Origin of the sequence: Rathayibacter sp. RFBD1 (assembly GCF_002932915.1) — a bacterium.
Lineage (GTDB): Bacteria > Actinomycetota > Actinomycetes > Actinomycetales > Microbacteriaceae > Rathayibacter.
Window position 1 is genome coordinate 355,499 of the sequence record NZ_PSWQ01000009.1, and the last position, 18,758, is coordinate 374,256.

The following is an 18,758-nucleotide window of genomic DNA, read 5'->3' on the forward strand; positions in this document are numbered from 1 at the left end:
CGAGGGTGGCCGAGGGTCGGTGGCGCGGATCGACTGGCGCGAATGGACGGGTTGAAGTGAGGTAAGGCTATGCTTACCCGGGCTCCGCGCCGAGACGCGGGTGCCGCCCGCCGACGGACCGGGCCGACGAGCCCTGCCGGCGAATCGGGTCCATGAACCGGGCCTATGAACCGGGCCGACGACCGACGCCCACGAACCACGGGAGATCCATGTCCACGCACCGACGGCGCCCCGCCGCCCTCGCCCTCGCCGCCCTGACCCTGCTCGCCCTCACCGGCTGCGGCGCCTCCGAGCAGATCGAGCCCGAGAGCACGGCCGCCGCGGGGGAGGGCACGACCTCGTACCCGCTCACGCTGGACGACTGCGGCACCGCGACCACCGTCACCGCCCCTCCGCAGCGGGTCGTCTCCCTCGACCAGAACTCGACCGAGATCCTGCTGTCCCTCGGCCTCGAGGACCGGATGGTCGGCACCGCCTCCTGGACCGACCCCGTGCTCGCGACCCTCGCCTCCGCGAACGAGAGCGTGCCGCGCCTGGCCGACAACGCGCCCACCTACGAGGTGCTGCTCGGCGCCGACCCGGACTTCGTCACGGCCTCCTTCGGCCGGCACTACGCGCCCGAGGGCGTCGCCTCGCGCGACCGCCTCGCCGAGACGGGGATCGGCTCCTACCTCGCCCCCTCCGACTGCGACAACGGAGCGAGCGTCAACGGCGGGAGCGGCACGCGCACCGTCCCGCTGACCGTCGACGTCCTCTACCAGGAGATCCACGAGCTGGCCGAGGTCTTCGACGTGCAGCAGCGCGGTGACGCCCTGGTCGCGCAGCTGCAGGAGCGTGCCGCCGCCGCCACCGAGGGGGTCGACCTCGGCGGCCGGAGCGTCGCCTTCTGGTTCGCCGACACCAAGACGCCCTACATGGCCGGCGGCTACAACTTCGCCTCGATGCTCGGCACCACGACCGGCATGACCAACGTCTTCGCCGACCGCACGGAGGACTGGCCCGCCGTCGGCTGGGAGAGCGTCGTCGCGGCCGACCCGGACGTCCTGGTCCTCGGCGACCTGCAGCGCGACCGCTTCCCCGGCGACCGCCTCGACGACAAGACCGCGTTCCTCCGCTCCGACCCGCTGACCAGCAGCCTGCCCGCGGTGCAGGACGGCCGCTTCATCGCGCTCCACGGCGCCGAGATGAACCCGTCGATCCGCTTCGTCGACGGGCTCGAGAAGATCCGCGCCTGGTGGGACGAGAACGGGGCCTCGCTCTGAGCACGGGCACGGGCACGGGCACGAGCACGAGCACGAGCACGGTCCTCGTCCGCCGGGTGCCGCGGGGCCTGGTCGCCGCGGCGCTGGTCGTCGGCGGGCTGCTCGCGCTGGCGCTCTCGGTCGGCGTCGCGGTGACGCTCGGCCCGGCCGACGTCTCGCTCGTCAACGTCCGCGACATCCTCCTCAACCACCTCGGGCTCGCCTCCGTCCCGGTGCGTGCGGCCGAGGACGCGATCGTCTGGCAGGAGCGCCTCCCGCGCGCACTCGTGGCCGCGGCCTGCGGGGCGGGGCTCGGCGTGTGCGGAGTGATCCTGCAGTCGCTGCTGCGGAATCCGCTCGCCGACCCGTTCGTGCTGGGCGTCTCCTCCGGAGCTTCGACGGGCGCGGTGCTCGTCGGCGTGCTCGGGGTCGGCGGAGGAGTGGTCGGGCTCTCCGGAGGCGCCTTCGTCGGCGCGCTGGTCGCCTTCGGCTTCGTGCTGCTGCTCACGCGGTTCTCGGCGGGCGGCACCTCCGGCGTGATCCTGGCGGGGGTGGCGAGCACGCAGCTGTTCTCGGCGCTGACCTCGCTGATCGTGTTCGCGCTCGCCGACTCGGACGAGACGCGCGGCGTGATGTTCTGGCTGCTCGGCTCCCTCGAGGGCATGCGCTGGGACGACGTGGCGCTGAGCGGAGGAGTCGTGCTGCTCGGCTCCGTGGTCTGCCTCGCCGCGGCGCGCACGCTCGACGCGTTCGCCTTCGGGGAGGACGTGGCCGCGTCGCTCGGCGTGCACGTGGGCCGCACCCGCCTCCTCCTGCTGGTGGTGACGGCCCTGCTGACGGCGACCCTGGTGAGCATCGCCGGCGCGATCGGCTTCGTGGGGCTGGTGCTGCCGCACGCCGCGCGACTCGTGTTCGGCCAGCGGCACTCGCGGGTGATCCCCGCGACGATCCTGCTCGGCGCGGTGTTCCTGGTGTGGGTCGACGCCGGATCGCGGGTGGCGTTCGCGCCGACTCCGCTGCCGGTGGGGGTCGGCACGGCACTCGTCGGCGTGCCGGTGTTCATGCTGCTGCTCCTGCGGCGAAGGGGCCGCTCGTGACGCTCGAGGCCGACCGGGTCTCGTGGCGCCGGGGCGGCCGCCTGGTGGTCGACGGGGTCTCGCTCCGCCCCGTTCCCGGCTCGACCGTCGGACTGCTCGGGCCCAACGGCTCGGGCAAGTCGTCGCTGCTGCGGCTGCTGCAGGGCACCGCGGCTCCGGACGCCGGCGTCGTCACCCTCGACGGCGCGCCGCTCCGCTCGCTCCGCCGCCGCGAGGTCGCCCGGGCCGTGGCCACGGTGACGCAGCAGGCCGAGACGGAGGCGGACCTCCCCGTCCGCGACGTCGTGCGGCTGGGGCGCACCCCGCACCGCTCCCTCCTGGGCGGAGACACGGCAGAGGACCTGCGCGCGATCGATCGCGCCCTCGAGCAGGTGGGTCTCGAGGCGAAGGCCGACCACCTCTGGCACACCCTGTCGGGCGGCGAGCGGCAGCGCGCGCACATCGCCCGGGCGCTCGCGCAGGAGCCGCGCGAGCTGCTGCTGGACGAGCCGACCAACCACCTCGACATCCGCCATCAGCTGGAGCTGCTGGCCCTGGTGCGGGCGCTGCCGGTGACCACGGTCGTCGCGCTGCACGACCTCAACCTCGCGGCCCTCTTCTGCGACGCGCTGCTGGTGCTGCGCGAGGGGCGCGTGGTCGCGAGCGGCACCCCGGAGGAGGTGCTCACCCCGGCGCTGATCGCGGACGTCTACGGGGTGCGCGCCCGCGTGATCGTCGACGCCGGACGGCCGCACGTGCTGTTCGACTCCTGAATCCGCTGCCGCATCCTGACCCCACTGCCAGACGATCGTCGATCAGTCAACGGTCTCGTCCGTAGTGAGGAGCGCGTTCTACCGTCGGTGAACCGGCTTCGAGACCTCACAGGAGAGGTCCCCCTCGCGCTGGGCGAGGTGCTCTCCTGACGGAGGGCGATGGACGTGCCGGTGACGACGAGGGGAGTCGAGAGATGTCCAGAGACGACGTGGCACCGGGGCGGTTCGCGCGGTTCGTGAAGTGGGTCAACAAGGCCGACGGCTGGGAGCCGCAGTACCTGCGCGGGCGGGTCGTGGCCAAGAAGGACGGCGAGTGGATCGTCGCGGTCGACGGCGAGGAGCGCCGGATCGTGAAGAAGGAGTGGAGCGTCTACCGCTGACCCTCGGGGAGGACTCGTGATGCTGCCCGACCGGCGCACTCCCGAGATCAGAGAGGCGCGTCCCGGAGTCTTCGTGCTCGAGCTGCGCCGCACCCGCCGCCGGCCCGCCGAGGAGCTGGGCGTCCTGATCCGCACGGGCACGACCTGGACGGTGCTGGGCCCCGAGGGCGTGCTCTCCGACGTGCCGAGCTTCCACGACGCCGTGGCGGCCCTGCGCGAGTAGCGCCGCACCACTGAGTACTCCGCGGCCCCACTCAGTCGCCCGAGACGGTCGCCCGCTCCGGCGTGTCGACGACCGTCTAGGGCGCCTCAGCGCTGACGCGAGAGTGGACGGCGCGGCGGTGGTGCCGCCGAGGCGTGGGCCCGCCGCGCCTACAGCTGGCGGCCCGGACGCTGCACGCCGACGACGGTGACGGTGAGGGTCGCCGAGGTGCTCTGCGCGGCGGACGGCGCGGACTCCGACAGGCGCACGGTCAGGCGGAGGTGGTCGGTCGCTCCGACGGCCAGAGCTGGGGAGCCGGGCAGGTCGAGGCGGGAGGCGGCGGGGCGGTCGGCCGACACGGTGGTGACGGTGCCGGGGCAGGTCGCGGCATCGGCCGACCAGGACAGCGAGCAGCGCTCGATCGCGAGCTGCAGGCCGTCCGAGAGGTCGGTGCCGGTGGCCGCCTGCAGCTGGAGGGCCGACATCGGCAGGGTCCCGGCGTTCGTCAGGTCGAGGAGGCGCCGGGCCGTGCCACCGGGGACGAGGCCCGCGACGGGGACCGGCACGGTCGTCGCTCCGGTGCCGGTGAACGTCGCGATGACGGTGCCGGAGGCGACCCGCGCGCTCACGGAGCCCCGGTCCAGGAGCACGGCGGTGGCGGTGGCGGCGGCGCCGAGGACGAGCGCGCCGGCGACGAGTCCCGCCAGGCCGGCGCGGGAGACCACGCGGCGGCGGACCTCGGGGGAGTGGCGCGGGGCTCCGCGGTCGCGGGAGGACGGCCGGGCGCTGTGCCGCCCGTGCTCAGCGGGCGGACGCAGGGGCTCCGGGGGCGGCGTGCCGTCCGACGAGCGGTGCGCGCCGCTCACGGGGCGACCTCCGCGGGGCGGCGCCAGATGGCGATCAGGAGCGCGCCCACGATGACCGCGCCGCCCGCGGCGAAGAGCGCGAACCGCGCCTCCGGGTGGGCGAGGCCGATGCTCGGCCAGCCCAGCAGCGGCACCACCGAGCTCTCGCGCCAGATCCGCTCGTCCGCGATCGTCACGATCCACGGGTCGGCCGACTCGCTGTTGTCGCCCTTGGTGGTGAGCGCCAGCTGGCCGGGCTCGCGGCCGCGGAGGGCCGCAGCCTCCTCCTCGGAGTAGACGAGGGTGACGCGGTGGATGACGCGGCGGCCCGGATCGTCCGGGTCGGTGAAGACGATCACGTCGCCGGCGCGGATCGCGGCCTGGTCGACGGGCAGGGTGACGGCGAGGGAGCCGACGGGCATCCCGGGCGCCATCGAGTTCGACAGCACCGGCACGAGCCGCACGAGACCGAGCGCGGAGAGGACGAAGACGGCGATGCCGGCGACGGCCACGATCGAGACCAGCCCGCCGAGGAGAGCGCGGAGGGCCTTCACGCCTGCTCCCTCCGGTGACGACGGCGCCCGGCCACGGCGAGCAGGGCGCCCGAGCCGAGGGCGAGCATCCCGCCCAGGAGCGCGGCGCCCAGGTCGCGGCCGGTGACGGCCAGCCCGCCGCCCGCCGCTCCGGGGAAGGAGCCGGGGCCGGGCGTCGCGGAGGGATCCTCCTCCGTCGTGCCCACGAGCACCCGCAGCGACGCCGCCGCGAGCTCGGTCCCGTTGCCGGCCGACTCCGGGAACAGGACGCGGACGCGCACCCCCGCGGTGGCCCCGCGCTCGAGCGGACGGACACCGTCGAGCCGTCCGAGCGTCGCCGCGGGCCCGGATCCGAGCGGCATCGCGTCCTCCGGGCAGAGGTAGCGCTCGACCGTGCGCTCCCCGTCGACGACCTCGGCGACGGTGAACGCCGCGTCGCAGAGCTCGACGGACAGCTGGAGGCCGTCGCGCGGGTCCTGCGCCAGCGTGCCTCCGTCGACCGCGAAGGCCACGGAGACCCCCTGCGGCGACAGGCCGATGCTGGTCACCTCGACCGCCCACTCGGCGCGGTCGCCCGGAGCGAGGTCGGTGAGGGATCCGGGTGCCGAGAGCTCGCGCACGTCGAGCACGCCGACGGGCTCGGCGCTCGCCGCGGGCGCGAGGAGCACCGCCGCGAGGACGGCGACGAGCGCACGGGCGTGGGGCATGGGGACGACTCCGGGAGGAAAGGGGGATGCCTCCGCCCCGCGCCGGTGGCGGCCGGGCAGGGCGGAGGCGGTGGGGGACGGTCTACTTCTGGATGCCGGCGCGCTGGATCGCGGCGGCGGTGAAGGTGACCGTGGCGGAGGCGTTCTCGTACGCGTTGTCGGCCGCCGTCGGCAGGACGAGCTCGATCAGCGTGTTCAGCGTCACGTCACCGGCGTCCGAGGGGAAGGTCCCGGTCGCGGTGGGGGTGATGCCGAAGTTCGCCGGGGTGAAGTCCGCCGCGTTGGCGACTCCGCCGATGGTCGAGAGCTTGCCGGTGCCGGTGACGGTCTGCGTGCCCGCGCAGGTGTAGGGGCCGGCCTCCGCGGGAGCGGCGGCGGGGACCCAGGCGGTGGAGCAGGTCAGCAGGCGGTAGTCGAGTCCGTTCGCGCCGGTGACGAGGGACGCGCCGACGCGGCCCGGGTCGGTGGTGTCCGAGCCGACGACGTCGTTGGTGACGTCCTGGTAGAAGCGGACCGACGAGACGAGGTCGCCGTCGTTGGTCGCGTTCGGCAGCACGAGGCTGATCGGGCGCTGGACCGTGTCGCCGGGCGCGATGTTCGCGACCGTGAACGCTCCGGTCACCGAGATGTCGGTCTGGCCGGCGTCGACGTTGCCGACGGCGGTGCCGGAGTCGGTGAACACGGCGAAGGCGCCGGCGCCGGCGAGGGCTCCCGCGGCGAGGAGGACGCCGCCGGTGAGGGCGATCTTCTTCCAGGGGCTGCGACGGGTGGGTGCTGTGGTGGTCATGGCGACCGTTCCTTTCTGGTGGGTGGTGCCCGGTGCGGGCGTGGTCTCCCTCACGAGGACACGTGCAGGACGAGAGGGGTGTCGGCGGGGAGGCATCAGCAGCCTCCGGCGGTGGTGACGGCCGGCTGGGCGACGGCGGTCGAGGCGGCGGACGCGACTCCGAGCCAGCGCTGCAGGTCCGGGCGGACCCGCCACTGGTAGCTGCGGCCCTCGCCGACCCGGTCGTCGGTGAAGCTCGTCGCGGAGGCGGCGGGTGCCGCGATCACGGTCCACGGGCCGGGCGTCGTCCCCGCGAGGCGGCGCTCGAGGGTCCAGCCGGTCGCTCCGGCGGCGGCCGACCAGCTCACGAGGGTGCTCGGCCGACCGGCCGTGCAGCTCGCGACGGGCGTGGCGACCACGGAGGAGCTGGTCCAGGCGCCGAGCCCGACCGCTCCGCTCGTGCTGCCGGTGCCGGAGAAGCCGCGCCGGACGAGGGGAGCGGGATCGACCCAGACCGTGATCGTGCCACCCGCCGTGAGCGCGCCGTCCGTGACCGTGTACGCGATCGTCGCGCTCCCGGTCCAGCCGTCGGCCGCGGGCGTGTAGGTGCACGTGGATCCGGAGCAGGAGAAGGTGCCGCGCAGCCCGGCCGGGACGCTCGTGCCGGCCAGGGCGAGGGTCGTGCCCGGGTCCTCGTCGGTGTCGTTCGCGAGCGGAGCGACGGTGACGGCGGGGCCGCCGGTGGTCGCGACCACGCGGTCGGGTCGGGCGACCGGCGCGCGGTTCAGCGCGGTGACGGTGACCGTGACCCGCACGTTCCAGGTGCCGTACTGGCCCGAGAGGGAGTAGTCGAAGACGTCGGTGCCGACGAAGGCGGCGATCGGGCGGTAGGTGCACTGGCCGCGGGTCGCTCCGCTCGCGACGCAGGAGACGGACCCCTGCACGGGAGTGGCGGGGGCGGGGGTCGCCGCCCCTCCGATCGCCTTCGGGGTCGCCGAGAGCTGCGCGCGCGAGAAGGTCGCTCCGGTCGCGGCGGGCCCGTCGTTCGCGAGCACGTCGATCACGACCGATCCGCCCTGCACGACCGTCGCGGCGTCGGCCGCCGGATCGGGGATCACCGAGATGCTCACCGAGGCCGTGCGGGTGAACGCCACGCCGGTCGGGCCGGTCGCCGTCGCCGTGGCGGTGTTGGCGATCGTGCCGGCGGTGACGTCGGCGGCGGTGGTCGTGTAGGCGGCGGTCGCGGTGACGACCTGGCCGGGCAGCAGTCGTCCGGAAGTGCCCGGCCAGGAGTAGGTGAGAGCGGAGAGCCCGCTCTTGGGGTCGCTGATCGCGACCGCGGTGAGGGTGGTGGTGCCAGTGTTGGTCGCGCGGAAGGTGTAGGTCACCACGGTGCCGGCGGCGCTGATGAAGGCGGGGTTCGCGGTCTTGGCGAGCGCGAGGTCGTTCGTGCGGGTGATCGTCACCGTCCGCGAGGCGGTGGCCGTGACGGCGGCGCCCGTCGGAGGGGTGCCGGTCGCGGTCGCGGTGTTGAGGACCTGGCCCGCGTCGACGTCGGCCTGCGTGAGCGTGTACGACGCGGTCGCGGTGACCGTCTGGCCGATCTCGAGGCGCCCGGCAATCCCCGGCCAGGAGTAAGCGAGCGCGGAGAGCCCGCTCTTGGGATCGGTGACCGCGACGGAGCTCAGCCCGGTGTTGCCCGTGTTGGTGGCGGTGAAGCTGTAGGAGACGGTCGAGCCCACGGCGGCCCCGGTCGGGATCGTGCCGTTCTTCGTCAGCGAGATCGAGGGCGCGAAGCGGATCGGCGTGGTGGCCGTGGAGGTCGCGGTGACCGTCACGGGCGAGGCTGCCAGGGTGCGGCCGCTGACCGTGGCGGTGTTGGTGACGGCCGTGCCCTTGTCGATGTCGGTCTGCAGCACCGTGTACGGCGCCGAGGTGAAGGTCGCGCTCGCTCCGGGGGCGAGCTGAGTCGAGGCGGGCGTGATGCCGGTGACCTTCGGGTCGGCGACGGCGACCGTCTGCAGTGTGACGTTGCCGGAGTTGAGGGCGAGGAAGGAGTAGCGGATCTGCTCTCCGGCGTCGGCCTGGGCGTTGCCGTTCGTGTCGGTGAGCAGGGCGGTCTTGGTGAGGGTCAGAGCGGGAGCCGGGGTGGCGATGGGGGCGGTGGCGGTGGCGGTCCTGCTGGTGACGGTCGTCGTCGTCTCGCCGGTCGCGGTCCGTGTGGCCGAGGCCGTCGCCGTGTTGACGAGGGAGCCGGCCACCGCCTCCGCTGCCGTGACCGTATGGGATCCCGCGCAGATCGTGGAGGCGAGCGGAGCGAGCGTCGTGGCCGCGCAGGTGATCGTCGCGACCTTCGGGTCGGTGACGACGATCCCGCTGAGGGACGCCTTGATCGAGCCGTTCGTCACGACGAACTGGTAGGGGATCGCAGCGCCCTCGGTGTAGGCGGAGGGCTGCGCGGTGGTGCGGTCGATCTGCTTGACGAGGGTGATGTCGTCGAGCGTGTTGATGGACGAGACGGAGACGTTCCGGATCAGGTGGGTGTCGAACGAACCTCCCGTGGAGGCGGTGAAGCCGAGCTTGTACGTGGACGGAGCTGCGGTCGGCATCGTGAACTGCATCACCTGCGCGAGTGAGGCGGCCGCCAGGCCTGCGGTGGAGCCGTAGTAGACCGTCACCACCGGCGTGGCCGCTGCCGACACCGTGATGCGGATGGTGCGTCCGTTCGACGCCGGCGGATTCGTCGGGTCCCCCAGGTTGACGGTCGGGCGCAGGGACTGCAGAGTTCCGGGCGACGCTCTCTGGATGAAGCAGTAGCCGGTCCTCCCGTCGCCGGGTCCGCGCGCGACGATCCGGTTGGCGAGCGCCCCGGGAGGAGCGGTGGGGCAGCCCGCTCCCAGCCCGTTCGCCGTGCTCGAGAAGTTCCCGTAGGCGTCCAGTCCGATCCCGAGGTAGCCGCCGCTGACACCGTCGCTGGTCGAGGACTGCCCGTATCCGAGAGAGGCGCCGGAGGCTCCCGCCGCGGTGAGGCTGCGGGAGCCGTCCGTCAGGAAGAACCCGATCCCGTCACCGCCGGTGACGTCGAGCGTGCCCTGGTACTGGTACTGGTCGAACTGCACATCGAGTCCGCCGGTGGCCGGGATCGGCCGGTTGAAGACCGCGCCTCCCTTCGAGGATCCGCGGCTGTCCGTCAGCTGCAGGAAGCCCGGATCCGTCGAGGTCGCCGGCGCCGCGTTCTTCGGGGTCACGCACGTGCCCAGCCGGGAGCTGCCGGTCGGCGGAGTCGCGGTCGCCCGGGTGAGGCATGCGGCGTCGAGCGGCTGCCACGCCGAGTCCGCGACGCTGGTGCCGCCGAAGCCCTCCTGGAGGAGGACCGTGGCCGCCGCGGCCCTCGTCGCCGGCAGGACCACGAGGACGGCGGCGATCAGGAGCAGGACGAGGCCGAGGGCGATCGAGCGGTCGTGGCCCGGCCGGGCATGCGCGTTCGACACGGATCGACCTCCCCCCGGGCGCCTCGCCGGGCCTTCCGGATGGAGCGGGATCACGATAGGTCGCGGCTCGGAGTCGCCCTGTCCCCCTGAGACGGGACGTGGGCGGCGGACGACGGACCCTCGATCCGGTCGGCACTCAGAGGGGGGAGAGCAAGCGCTGAACCAGCGATCAGGTCGTGCTCAGACAACGAGACTCATCCGGGGGTCCACCGCGAGAGTGTTGACGTGCGCATGGCCCTCACGCCGGGCGCACGGCGGCCTGGATCCGTGCCGGCCCCGTGCCGCCCCGGTGTCCCGCCACCGGGACGATGCGGTTCCGCGCCCGTGGCGGGCATCTCCAGAGCAGTGGCGCGAGATAGCGCTCTCACCAGGACCTTCTCCGGACCCCTCCGCCGCTCGATGCGAGGTGGGAGCGCCGCCGCGGGTGTCCCTGAAGCGGGTCTGGCGGTCGCGCGGCGGACGCGGGAGGATGCACTCGCGCCTGCCCGCCCGCACGGTCCCCCGAAGGACCGCACCGCGCCCCCTCCACGGTGGTCCGATCCGGACCGCAGCACCCCCCTCACTCCTTCCGGTCAGGCTCCGCCGACCGAGCAGCCCTCTCCACGTCGGGATCCCATGTCCTCTCCTGCGCGCCACAGCCGCCGTCTCGTCCTCACCGGAGCCGCCCTCGGCGTCGGATCCGCCTTCGCCTACGCGATGACCGCGTCCGCGGCGCCCGACTACAGCGTGATCCCGCCGCTGCCCAACGAGCTCGGCCGCAGCGACACGGCGATCTCGCGCGTGGGGAAGAAGCCGTACCAGATCATCGACGTGATGATCGGCACCGACCGCGCGCGGCTCTTCGTCCCGCACACCGCGGTCCCCTCGCAGCGGATCGGCCGGGTCGTCTACTGGTACTACCACGCCAACGGGAGCACCTACGCGGCCCTGTCCGGCGCCTACCAGTACAGCGCCGACCAGGCCGTCGACAAGGGCGTCATCTCGATCTGCCCGAACTACGGCGGCAGCATCTACACGAACAAGCGGGCCGTCGCCATGCAGGTGGACGCGGTCGCCTGGTTCCAGAAGACGTGGCGGATCGGGGCGAGCTTCCTCCGCTCGAACTCCGGCGGTGGCGCACTGCTCTGCTGGGCGTACGGCAACAAGCTGGTCCCCGAGATCCGCGGCGCGTACCACGCGGCCGGCGTCTACGACATGGCCGACATGGCCCGCCGCGACCCGGAGCGGGTTCTGCCGGACTACGACAACGACCCCTCGACGATCCCGGCGACCGACCCCGCGCTGCTGCCGCAGGCCTCGTGGGCGGGGGCGCGGATCCGCACGACCGGCTCGACCGAGGACGTCCTCGTCCCCATCGCCGTCCACGGAGGGGCGTGGGTCGCGCTCGCGAAGCCCGTGGCGAAGGAGGCCGTGGTCCTCTACACGCCGACCGACGGCGCTCCGAACGGCCACAACGTGCCGAGCCTGACGAACAAGGACATGCTCGACACGTTCGACCGCTGGCTCGCGGAGCAGCCGGTCGTTCCGCTGCCCGACGAGCCCGCCTCGTCGATCCCCGGCGAGGGCACCTACCAGAACTACTCGCCGCTCATCACGACCGCGGGCACCTGGAGCACGATCTCCTCCTCCGCCGACAGCGGTGGAAGCATCAGCTACTCCAGCTCGGCCGGAGCGTCCGCGAGCTTCCGCTTCTCGGGCACGGGCGTCAGCTGGGTGAGCCGGATGACGGCGACCTCCGGCATCAACGAGGTGCTGCTCGACGGCGTCCTCGTCGCCACCGTCGACCGCTACAGCCCCACGACCCGCTCGGGTCAGACGGTCTGGACGAGCGGGCCGATCGCCGCCGGCACCCACACGGTCACGATCCGCCGCGGGACGACGCGCAACCCGGCGTCCACCGGATCCACGCTGATCCTCGACGCCTTCGTCGTGACCGCAGGGACCGTCTCCACGTCGACCCCCACCCCCACCGCGACGGCGTCTCCGACCAGCACGCCGACGCCGACGGACACGCCGACCCCCACCGACACGCCCACTCCGACCGAGACCCCGACGGCCACCTCCACGCCCACCCCGACCTCGACGCTGCCGGCGGCGGGGACGTACCAGAACGGAGCCGCCGTCATCGCGACCGTCGGCACCTGGGCGACGCTCTCGAGCACCGCCGACAGCGGCGGCAGCATCTCGTACTCCAGCACCTCCACGGCCTCGGCGACCCTCCGCTTCCGGGGCACGAAGGTCAGCTGGGTGAGCCGGATCACCCCGACCTCCGGCATCAACGAGGTCCTGATCGACGGCGTGCTCGTCGCCTCCGTCGACCGCTACAGCGCCACGAACCGCTCGGCCCGCACCGTGTTCACCAGCAGCACCCTCAGCGCCGGCGAGCACACCATCACCATCCGCCGCGGCAGCAAGCGCAACGCCGCCTCCACGGGCAACTCGCTGATCCTGGACGCCTTCGTCGTCGTGTGACCCGCTCGGGCACCCGAGCCGCCCGCGTGATTCCGGACAGAGGACGCGGGCGGGCTCGGGTGGCCGGGTGTGCGGGGGCTCGTGGAGGGGGCCTTTGTCGCTGAGTCGCTCGCTCGGCGCCCACTGCGTCGAGTCGCCCGTGTCGAGTCGCCCGAAAATGCAGTTGTTTCAGCGTTCTCGGGACCAATTCGGGCACCTCAGCGGGCTTCGCGCGAGGCGGCCCGTGCGAGCATGCGGGGATGAGAACGCTGATCCTCGGAGGCACGGGCTGGCTCGGCGGGCACCTCGCGAAGGAGGCGCTGCGGCGCGGCCACGACGTGACCTGCCTCGTGCGCGGGACGGCCGTGCACGCGGGGGTGTCCCTCGTCCGGGCCGACCGCGACCGCGACGACGCTCTCGACGCCGTGGCTGCGGCATCGTGGGACGCGGTGATCGACGTGTCGTCGACTCCGCAGCACGTCCGCCGATCCGCCCGCGACCTGCGCTGCAGCGCCTACGTCCTCGTCTCGACCACGAGCGTCTACGCCGAGAACGCGGTCGTCGGCGCGGACGAGGACGCCGAGCTTCTCGCTCCCTCCGACGACCCCACCTCGTACGGCGCCGCGAAGGCCGCCTGCGAGCAGGCCGTGCTGGCCGGATCCGCGCCGTCCCTGATCGCGCGCGCCGGCCTGATCGGCGGCCCCGGCGACCCGACGAGCCGCTCCTCCTACTGGCCCTGGCGCTTCAGCACGCGGTCCGAGCCCGTGCTGGTGCCTGATGCGCCCGAGCTGCCGACGTCCGTGGTCGACGTGCGGGACCTCGCCGCCTGGCTGGTGGCGTCCGCCGAGGCGCGGGTGGCGGGCGTGATGAACGTCTGCGGGACCCCCGTGCCGTTCGGCGAGCACCTGGCCCTTGCGCGCGGCGGGTCGTCCGCCGAGCCGGTCGCCGTGCCGGAGGAGTGGCTGCTCGAGCGCGGCGTCGGCCAGTGGGCGGGCCCCGGTTCGCTCCCGCTGTGGATCGCGGACCCGGACTGGCGCGGCATGAACACCCGCTCGACGGCACAGGCGGAGGCCGCGGGCTTCGAGCGCCGCGAGCTCGCCGAGACGCTGCGGGACGCGGCGGCCGCGCACGTGCCGGGACGCGGCGCCGGGCTGGGGGAGGAGCGGGAGCGGGATCTGCTGGGGGAGTGGGGTGCGGGCGGGGTGTGAGCGGCGGGCCGTCTGGGCTGAGTCGTCCGATGGAGCAGGCGGCCCTACGACGAGGCGCGGAGTTCAGAGGCCGGAAGAAGTCTTGATCCCTGCCCGCCTGGCAGCCGCTCGACCGATGTCGTCCAGCTGAGCGAGCATCTCGGCGGGCGGCCTCGTGACGTCGATCCGTGCTGGCCCGGCGCGTTCACCCGCGATAGTCGCGACACGACGACATCGACCCCGCACACCCGTCCCACCTTCAACGACCGGTAAGCAGTGTTGCCCGATTGGTTGTCACGCGTCTGGCTCGGCAGGGTCGCTCCTCCGCAACGGCGCATCTGAAGGCGCACTCTGAGCAGCATCGTCTTCACCACGCGATCCGTTCGCCCGACGACGCAAGGCGCCCTCTGCGAGACGGATAGAGAGGTCGTCGGTGGCTGCTCGGCCACGAGTCACTGCCTCGTCGCCGAAGCGGCGGGCGGCATCGAATCCTTCGGCGCCCGTCTCGAGGACCTTGTCGCGGGCGTCGGCGACGGCAGTGAACCAGCCCCTGGCCTTCATCGAGTCGCGCAGACGTTCGAGGCCGACGTGGAGGTGGAACTCGACCACACCGCTCGCGAGGCGGTCGCTCGATTCGACGACAGCACGGGCGCCGAGCGGATTCAGCAGAACGCGGGCGTTCGCATTGCCCGCGGCGGCGTCCATGCGAGCGATCAGGCGCTCCGTGCTGCGAGCGATCGTGTCGAGCCGGTTCTTCCGAGCAGACTGCAGGCCGATGCGGTGCTCATCGAGATCGACCGCAGCCGAATCCAGGACTCGATCGAGCTCGAGAATCGCGGTCGATTCCTGCAGCTGTATGCATCGGGCGAGCACGGCGAGCCACTCGCAGACCTTCGGCTCGGCCTCTCGGGTCGCCTTCGCGATGTCTCCCAGTTTCGTCGTCCGCTCGAGCTTCTCGGCCAGGGCGTCGAGCTGTCGCAGGGCGTAGGCCTGAGTGCGTGCGAGGGTCAAAGTGGTCGACTGCACTTTGGACCACGTGACCTCGGACACCCGACGAGTCCGCTCGCGAATGGTCATCGCCTCCTCGATCACGAGGTCGACGCCGATCATGTCGGCCAGTACGGCGTCCTTCTGGTTGCGGAGAAGATCGTCCACCTTCTCGTCGATCGTCGCGAGATAGTCGTTTATCTCGTCGATCGACTGCTGCATGGAAGCTTGCGCCATCATCCCCGCCACACTCGACAACGCTGCCGGGTTGGTCAGGAGCGCCCCGGGGCCGGTCTGCGCGAACTGGACGATGCTCTTGATCCGGCCGTCCTTGCCCTGCACGACACCCATCGCGAGTCCGCTCTTGGAGTTCACCATGTGGCCGTGCTTCCGCAGCGCAGTGGCGGATTGCTCGGTCAGTTTCACCCATCGACCGGAACCGGCCGAGATCGCGGCCGCTGCCTGCACTACGCCCGCCGCCGCGCCGGCTGCCGGTCGGAGGCGCTCGAGTCCGAGGTCCTTCGATTCGAGACCCTCCGAATGCAGGAATCGGTCCACAGCCGAAGGCTCTCCGATCACGGCTATGCCGTCAGCGTCCTCGATCAGCTGAATGTCGTCGTCCATAGTCGGCTCCTGTCCGGTGCGAGAGCGTTCGTCTGAGAACGCGCGTGCACATCTCACCACGGCCTCGAACAAGAGGAGAAGTGGGTCACGGCGTGGTCGAAAGACGACTCTCGACTACCCGTGAAGCGGCGCGGCAGAGGGTAAGCCGGTCCATAGCGCGGCGCGACGCCGCGTGTCCGGCTGAGGAACCTCACGGGTGAAGCCCGTGAAGGAGAAAAGGCGGCCCATCGGCACGAGCCACGCTTCGCAGACGAAGCGAAGGACGCTATCAGCACAGCGCAGCCATCCGGGAGGGCTCGTTCTCCGCGTCGAGAACGAGCCTTCCCGGGCGACCCGGTACGGCGGCCCGGATGGCGAGCGCGAGGGGCGATAACGGAGGGGGAGAGGGCCTGTCCTCCGTGGAATCACGGACGCGGAACCCCGCTCACTCCCGCCCTTCTTCCGCATTAGAGTGGCCCGCATCCTTGCTCCCACCGCCCCTCGCCGAGTGCGCCGACGCGCGTCGCCGTGGGGTGCGCGCGCGAGGTCGGCGGCATCGAGTCTGGCGGCGGTCGGGGTCGTGGTGGCGGTCGCGTCCGCGCTGCTGGTCGGGGTGACGGGATCGGTGGCCGCCGCGACCGATCGGGCGGCCGTGAGCGCGGTGCGGGAGGCGATCGGGACCGAGGGCGTCGTCCTCCTCTCGGCGGAGACCGCCCGGACAACCGGAACCCCCGACGCCACCGACACGGCCGACACGCCCGACGCCACCCGGCAGGACACCGCCGTCCGCGACCTCCTCCGGGCCCGCCTCGGCGATGCCGCTGTCGTCCGCACCGAGTCCGCTCCGGTCGCGATCGAGCACGACGGGGTCGCCACCCGAGCGGAGCTGCTCGCCGACGCCGGGCTCGCCGACGCCGCGCGGCTCGTCGCGGGCGCGTGGCCGGCCGCCGGGCAGACGGCGGTGCAGCGGACGGCCGCCGACGCGCTCGGCCTCGCTCCGGGCGACCTCCTCGCCACTCCGAGCGGACCGCTCGAGGTCAGCGGGACGTGGGAGCCGCTCGACGTGCTCGATCCGCGCTGGGCGGCCGATCCCGCCGCCGCCTCGGGGCGCGACGGCGACGCGGCCGGGCCGTTCCTCGTCGCGGAGGACGCTCTGCGGGCCGCCGCCTCGTCCACGACGTCGGAGTGGGTGGTCGTCCCGGGGGGCCGGTCGATCGGCGACCTCGCCCGGGGCGTCGACCGCGCGTCTCTGGCGGGTGCGTTCGCGGTCTCGGGCGAGGCGGGCGACGTGAGCGTCTCGGGCGGGCTGGACGCCACCGCCCGGCGCGCGCTCCGCACCTCCTCCGCCGCGGAGGGGCTGACGGCGGCGGCGCTGCTCCTCCTGCTGGTGGTCGTGGTGGTGGGCAGCAGCCGCCTGATCGTGCTCGGCGCGGGCCGCCGGCGTGACGCCGATGCGCTGCTGCGGGCGCGCGGGGCCTCCCGGGGGCAGCTGGTGCGCTGGTCGAGCGGCGAGGTCCTGGCGGTGGCCGGCCCGGCGGCGGTGCTGGGGGTGCTGGCGGGAGCGGGCGCCTCCGCCGCTCTCGTGCCGGGTGCCGTCCTGCAGGGCTCGGGGCTGCTCGGCGTCGCGGTGCTGCTCGGCGCGCTCGTGGCGACGGCGGCGCTGCAGCCCGTTCCTCTCGCGGGGCCCCGGAGGCGCGGGACCGGCGCTCTCGGCGTGCTCGGCACCGTGCTCCTCCTCGCGGCGGCGGGCGTGGCGGTCGGGCAGCTGGTCGCGGCGTCGAGCGAGCTGGGCGCCGCGGGGATCGCGGCGGTCCCCCTCCTCCTGGTCGCCCTGTCGCTGGCGGCGGTGACGGCGGCGGCGGCCGGTCTGCGGCGCCGCACCAGGATCGGGCTGGGCGCGCGCTCGGCCTGGCTCTTCGCGGCGCTCCGCTCGCTGCGGGTGCGCGCTTCCTGGTTCACGGCGACGGCGCTGGTGGTCGCTCTGGCCTCGGCGCTCTGCGTGGCGGCGGCGGTGCTGCCCGCGACGATCACCGCCTCCGACCGCGCGGTGGCAGCCGACACCGTCGGCGCGGCGGCGAGCGCGACGTTCGACCTCGGCCCGATCGTCGCCGTGGGGGACACCCCGGTGCCGGTGGCGGCTCTCGCGCGCGCCACCGGGCGCGCGGCGGCGGTGGTCACGGAGGCGGTGTCGGTCGGCGACGTCGACCTCGCCTCGGTGGTCCTGCCCTCCGCCTCGGCCGCGGCGCTCACCGGCAGCGTGTTCGCTCCGGCAGCAGCCGACACCCCCGGCCTCGGCGTCGATGCGACCGGGCTCGGCGTGCGGGTAACGGCGAACGGACCGGTCGGCCCGGGCGTCGTCGCCGGCTCGGCGTGGCTCGCCTCCGCGGACGGAGCGCTCGCCGCGATCGACCTCGGCACGGTGCCGGTCTCCGGCGCCGACGACGCCCTCCTCTCGGGAGCACTCCCGGACGGATTCGCCGATGCCGACCTCCTGGCCGTCGATCTGCGACTCGACGGCGCCGACACCGCCACTGTCGAGGTCGGCTCCGTCTCGGGGCTCGACGCACAGGGCGCCTCCACCGGCGGGATCGACGCGACCCGGCTCTCCCGCGACGCCGTCTCGCTCACGACGCAGCAGCAGCGCGCGCGGATCCTCGTGGACGGCGCTGACGATCCGCTGCCCGTCGCCCTCACCGCGTCGGCCGCTTCCGCGCTCGGCCTCACCGTCGGCGACGACCTCGACCTGAGCCGACCCTCGGGGCGCGCGCTTCAGGCCGTCGTCGCCTCGATCGTGCCCGTCGTCCCCGGCGCGGGAGGGGCCCCGGCCGTCGCGATCGACACCCGCGACTTCGCCCGCGCGAACCTCGCGGCCTCGAACTCGCTGCCCACCCCGTCCCGGGTCTGGATCGCGACAGACGACCTCCGAGGCACGGCCCGGGTCGTCGCGACGGAGGCGAGCGCCCCCTGGACGGTGCGAGGCGGAGGATCGCCCTTCGTCTCCGCGGGCGCGAGCGTCTGGACGGTGGCCGCGGTGGTCGCCGTGCTGATGGCGCTCGTCGCGCTGACCGCCGGCGGGGCGGTGCTGCGGACGCTGCGCGCGGGCGACGAGGCCGCTCTCGCCGCGCTCGGCGTCGGCTCCCGCGAGCGGCGCGCCCGCCGGCTGGTCGAGAACGGGATCGTGGCGGGGACGGGGATCGTCGTGGGCGCGGTGGTCGGAGCGGTCGCCTCGGCGCTCTGCCTGCCCGCGGTGGCATCGCTCGCGGTCGGAGGAGCGACCCGGCCGGCTCCGGCGGTCGACGTGCCGCTGCTCCTGGCGCTCGCGGCGGGGCTCCTCGTCGCGGTAGCGGCCGGAGTCGCGGCCGCCTCCCACGAGCGGGGTGCGCGATGAGCCGCGCCTCGGACCGGGACGTGGACCGCGCTTCGGATCGCGCGGGAGGCCGCGCCACCCCTCGCGCAGACAGCCCCCGCCGATCCGGCGCCCCGATCACCGGGAAGCGCCCGACCCGGCGGCCCGCC

At 73.8% G+C, this 18,758-nt stretch carries 14 protein-coding genes; 8 read left to right on the plus strand and 6 right to left on the minus strand.

What is annotated here, in order from left to right:
- Positions 1-209: 209 nt before the first annotated feature.
- The 5 genes from C5D50_RS05240 to C5D50_RS05260 all read left to right on the plus strand — a co-directional run bounded on the left by C5D50_RS05240 (position 210) and on the right by C5D50_RS05260 (position 3,693).
- On the plus strand, positions 210-1,262 hold the full coding sequence (locus tag C5D50_RS05240) for an ABC transporter substrate-binding protein (protein ID WP_104282955.1): 1,053 nt from the start codon (positions 210-212) through the stop codon (positions 1,260-1,262).
- On the plus strand, positions 1,235-2,338 hold the full coding sequence (locus C5D50_RS05245) for a FecCD family ABC transporter permease (protein ID WP_374955343.1): 1,104 nt from the start codon (positions 1,235-1,237) through the stop codon (positions 2,336-2,338). Before C5D50_RS05240 ends, C5D50_RS05245 begins: the two co-directional genes overlap by 28 nt.
- On the plus strand, positions 2,335-3,090 hold the full coding sequence (locus tag C5D50_RS05250; RefSeq protein ID WP_104282956.1) for an ABC transporter ATP-binding protein: 756 nt from the start codon (positions 2,335-2,337) through the stop codon (positions 3,088-3,090). The genes C5D50_RS05245 and C5D50_RS05250 overlap by 4 nt, the downstream gene beginning before the upstream one ends.
- A gap of 194 nt (positions 3,091-3,284) precedes the next feature.
- Positions 3,285-3,470, plus strand: a complete 186-nt coding sequence (locus tag C5D50_RS05255; RefSeq protein WP_104223398.1) for a hypothetical protein — start codon at positions 3,285-3,287, stop codon at positions 3,468-3,470.
- A gap of 19 nt (positions 3,471-3,489) precedes the next feature.
- Positions 3,490-3,693: a hypothetical protein gene (locus tag C5D50_RS05260; protein ID WP_104234084.1), complete on the plus strand. Its 204-nt coding sequence runs from the start codon at positions 3,490-3,492 to the stop codon at positions 3,691-3,693.
- Positions 3,694-3,842: 149 nt separating this feature from the next.
- On the opposite strand, the gene C5D50_RS05265 is transcribed toward C5D50_RS05260, so the two are convergent.
- The 5 genes from C5D50_RS05265 to C5D50_RS05285 form a co-directional block, all read right to left on the minus strand.
- Positions 3,843-4,538 carry a peptidase gene (locus C5D50_RS05265; RefSeq protein ID WP_104282957.1) on the minus strand — a complete coding sequence of 232 codons (696 nt, stop codon included), beginning with the start codon at positions 4,536-4,538 and terminating at the stop codon, positions 3,843-3,845.
- Positions 4,535-5,071, minus strand: a complete 537-nt coding sequence (locus C5D50_RS05270; protein ID WP_104282958.1) for a signal peptidase I — start codon at positions 5,069-5,071, stop codon at positions 4,535-4,537. The genes C5D50_RS05265 and C5D50_RS05270 overlap by 4 nt, the downstream gene beginning before the upstream one ends.
- Positions 5,068-5,757, minus strand: a complete 690-nt coding sequence (locus C5D50_RS05275; protein ID WP_104282959.1) for a hypothetical protein — start codon at positions 5,755-5,757, stop codon at positions 5,068-5,070. The genes C5D50_RS05270 and C5D50_RS05275 overlap by 4 nt, the downstream gene beginning before the upstream one ends.
- A gap of 82 nt (positions 5,758-5,839) precedes the next feature.
- Positions 5,840-6,544 carry a TasA family protein gene (locus tag C5D50_RS05280; protein WP_104282960.1) on the minus strand — a complete coding sequence of 235 codons (705 nt, stop codon included), beginning with the start codon at positions 6,542-6,544 and terminating at the stop codon, positions 5,840-5,842.
- Between the two features lie 95 nt (positions 6,545-6,639).
- Entirely contained in the window at positions 6,640-10,014 is a 3,375-nt protein-coding gene (locus C5D50_RS05285; RefSeq protein WP_104282961.1) for an Ig-like domain-containing protein, read from the minus strand.
- A gap of 615 nt (positions 10,015-10,629) precedes the next feature.
- Here C5D50_RS05285 and C5D50_RS16530 point away from each other — a divergent pair.
- Together C5D50_RS16530 and C5D50_RS05295 are read left to right on the plus strand one after the other, a co-directional pair.
- Positions 10,630-12,486, plus strand: coding sequence for a hypothetical protein (locus C5D50_RS16530; RefSeq protein ID WP_181137298.1), 1,857 nt, complete (start codon positions 10,630-10,632; stop codon positions 12,484-12,486).
- 239 nt (positions 12,487-12,725) lie between these two features.
- Positions 12,726-13,673 (plus strand): NAD-dependent epimerase/dehydratase family protein, encoded by a 948-nt coding sequence (locus C5D50_RS05295; protein ID WP_104288941.1) that lies wholly within the window; start codon positions 12,726-12,728, stop codon positions 13,671-13,673.
- Between the two features lie 273 nt (positions 13,674-13,946).
- Here C5D50_RS05295 and C5D50_RS05300 read toward each other — a convergent pair whose 3' ends face one another.
- Positions 13,947-15,263, minus strand: coding sequence for a hypothetical protein (locus C5D50_RS05300; protein ID WP_219814730.1), 1,317 nt, complete (start codon positions 15,261-15,263; stop codon positions 13,947-13,949).
- A 562-nt stretch (positions 15,264-15,825) separates the two neighbouring features.
- Between C5D50_RS05300 and C5D50_RS05305 the strand changes: the two genes are divergently transcribed.
- Positions 15,826-18,630: a hypothetical protein gene (locus C5D50_RS05305; protein WP_146086952.1), complete on the plus strand. Its 2,805-nt coding sequence runs from the start codon at positions 15,826-15,828 to the stop codon at positions 18,628-18,630.
- Positions 18,631-18,758 lie beyond the last annotated feature (128 nt).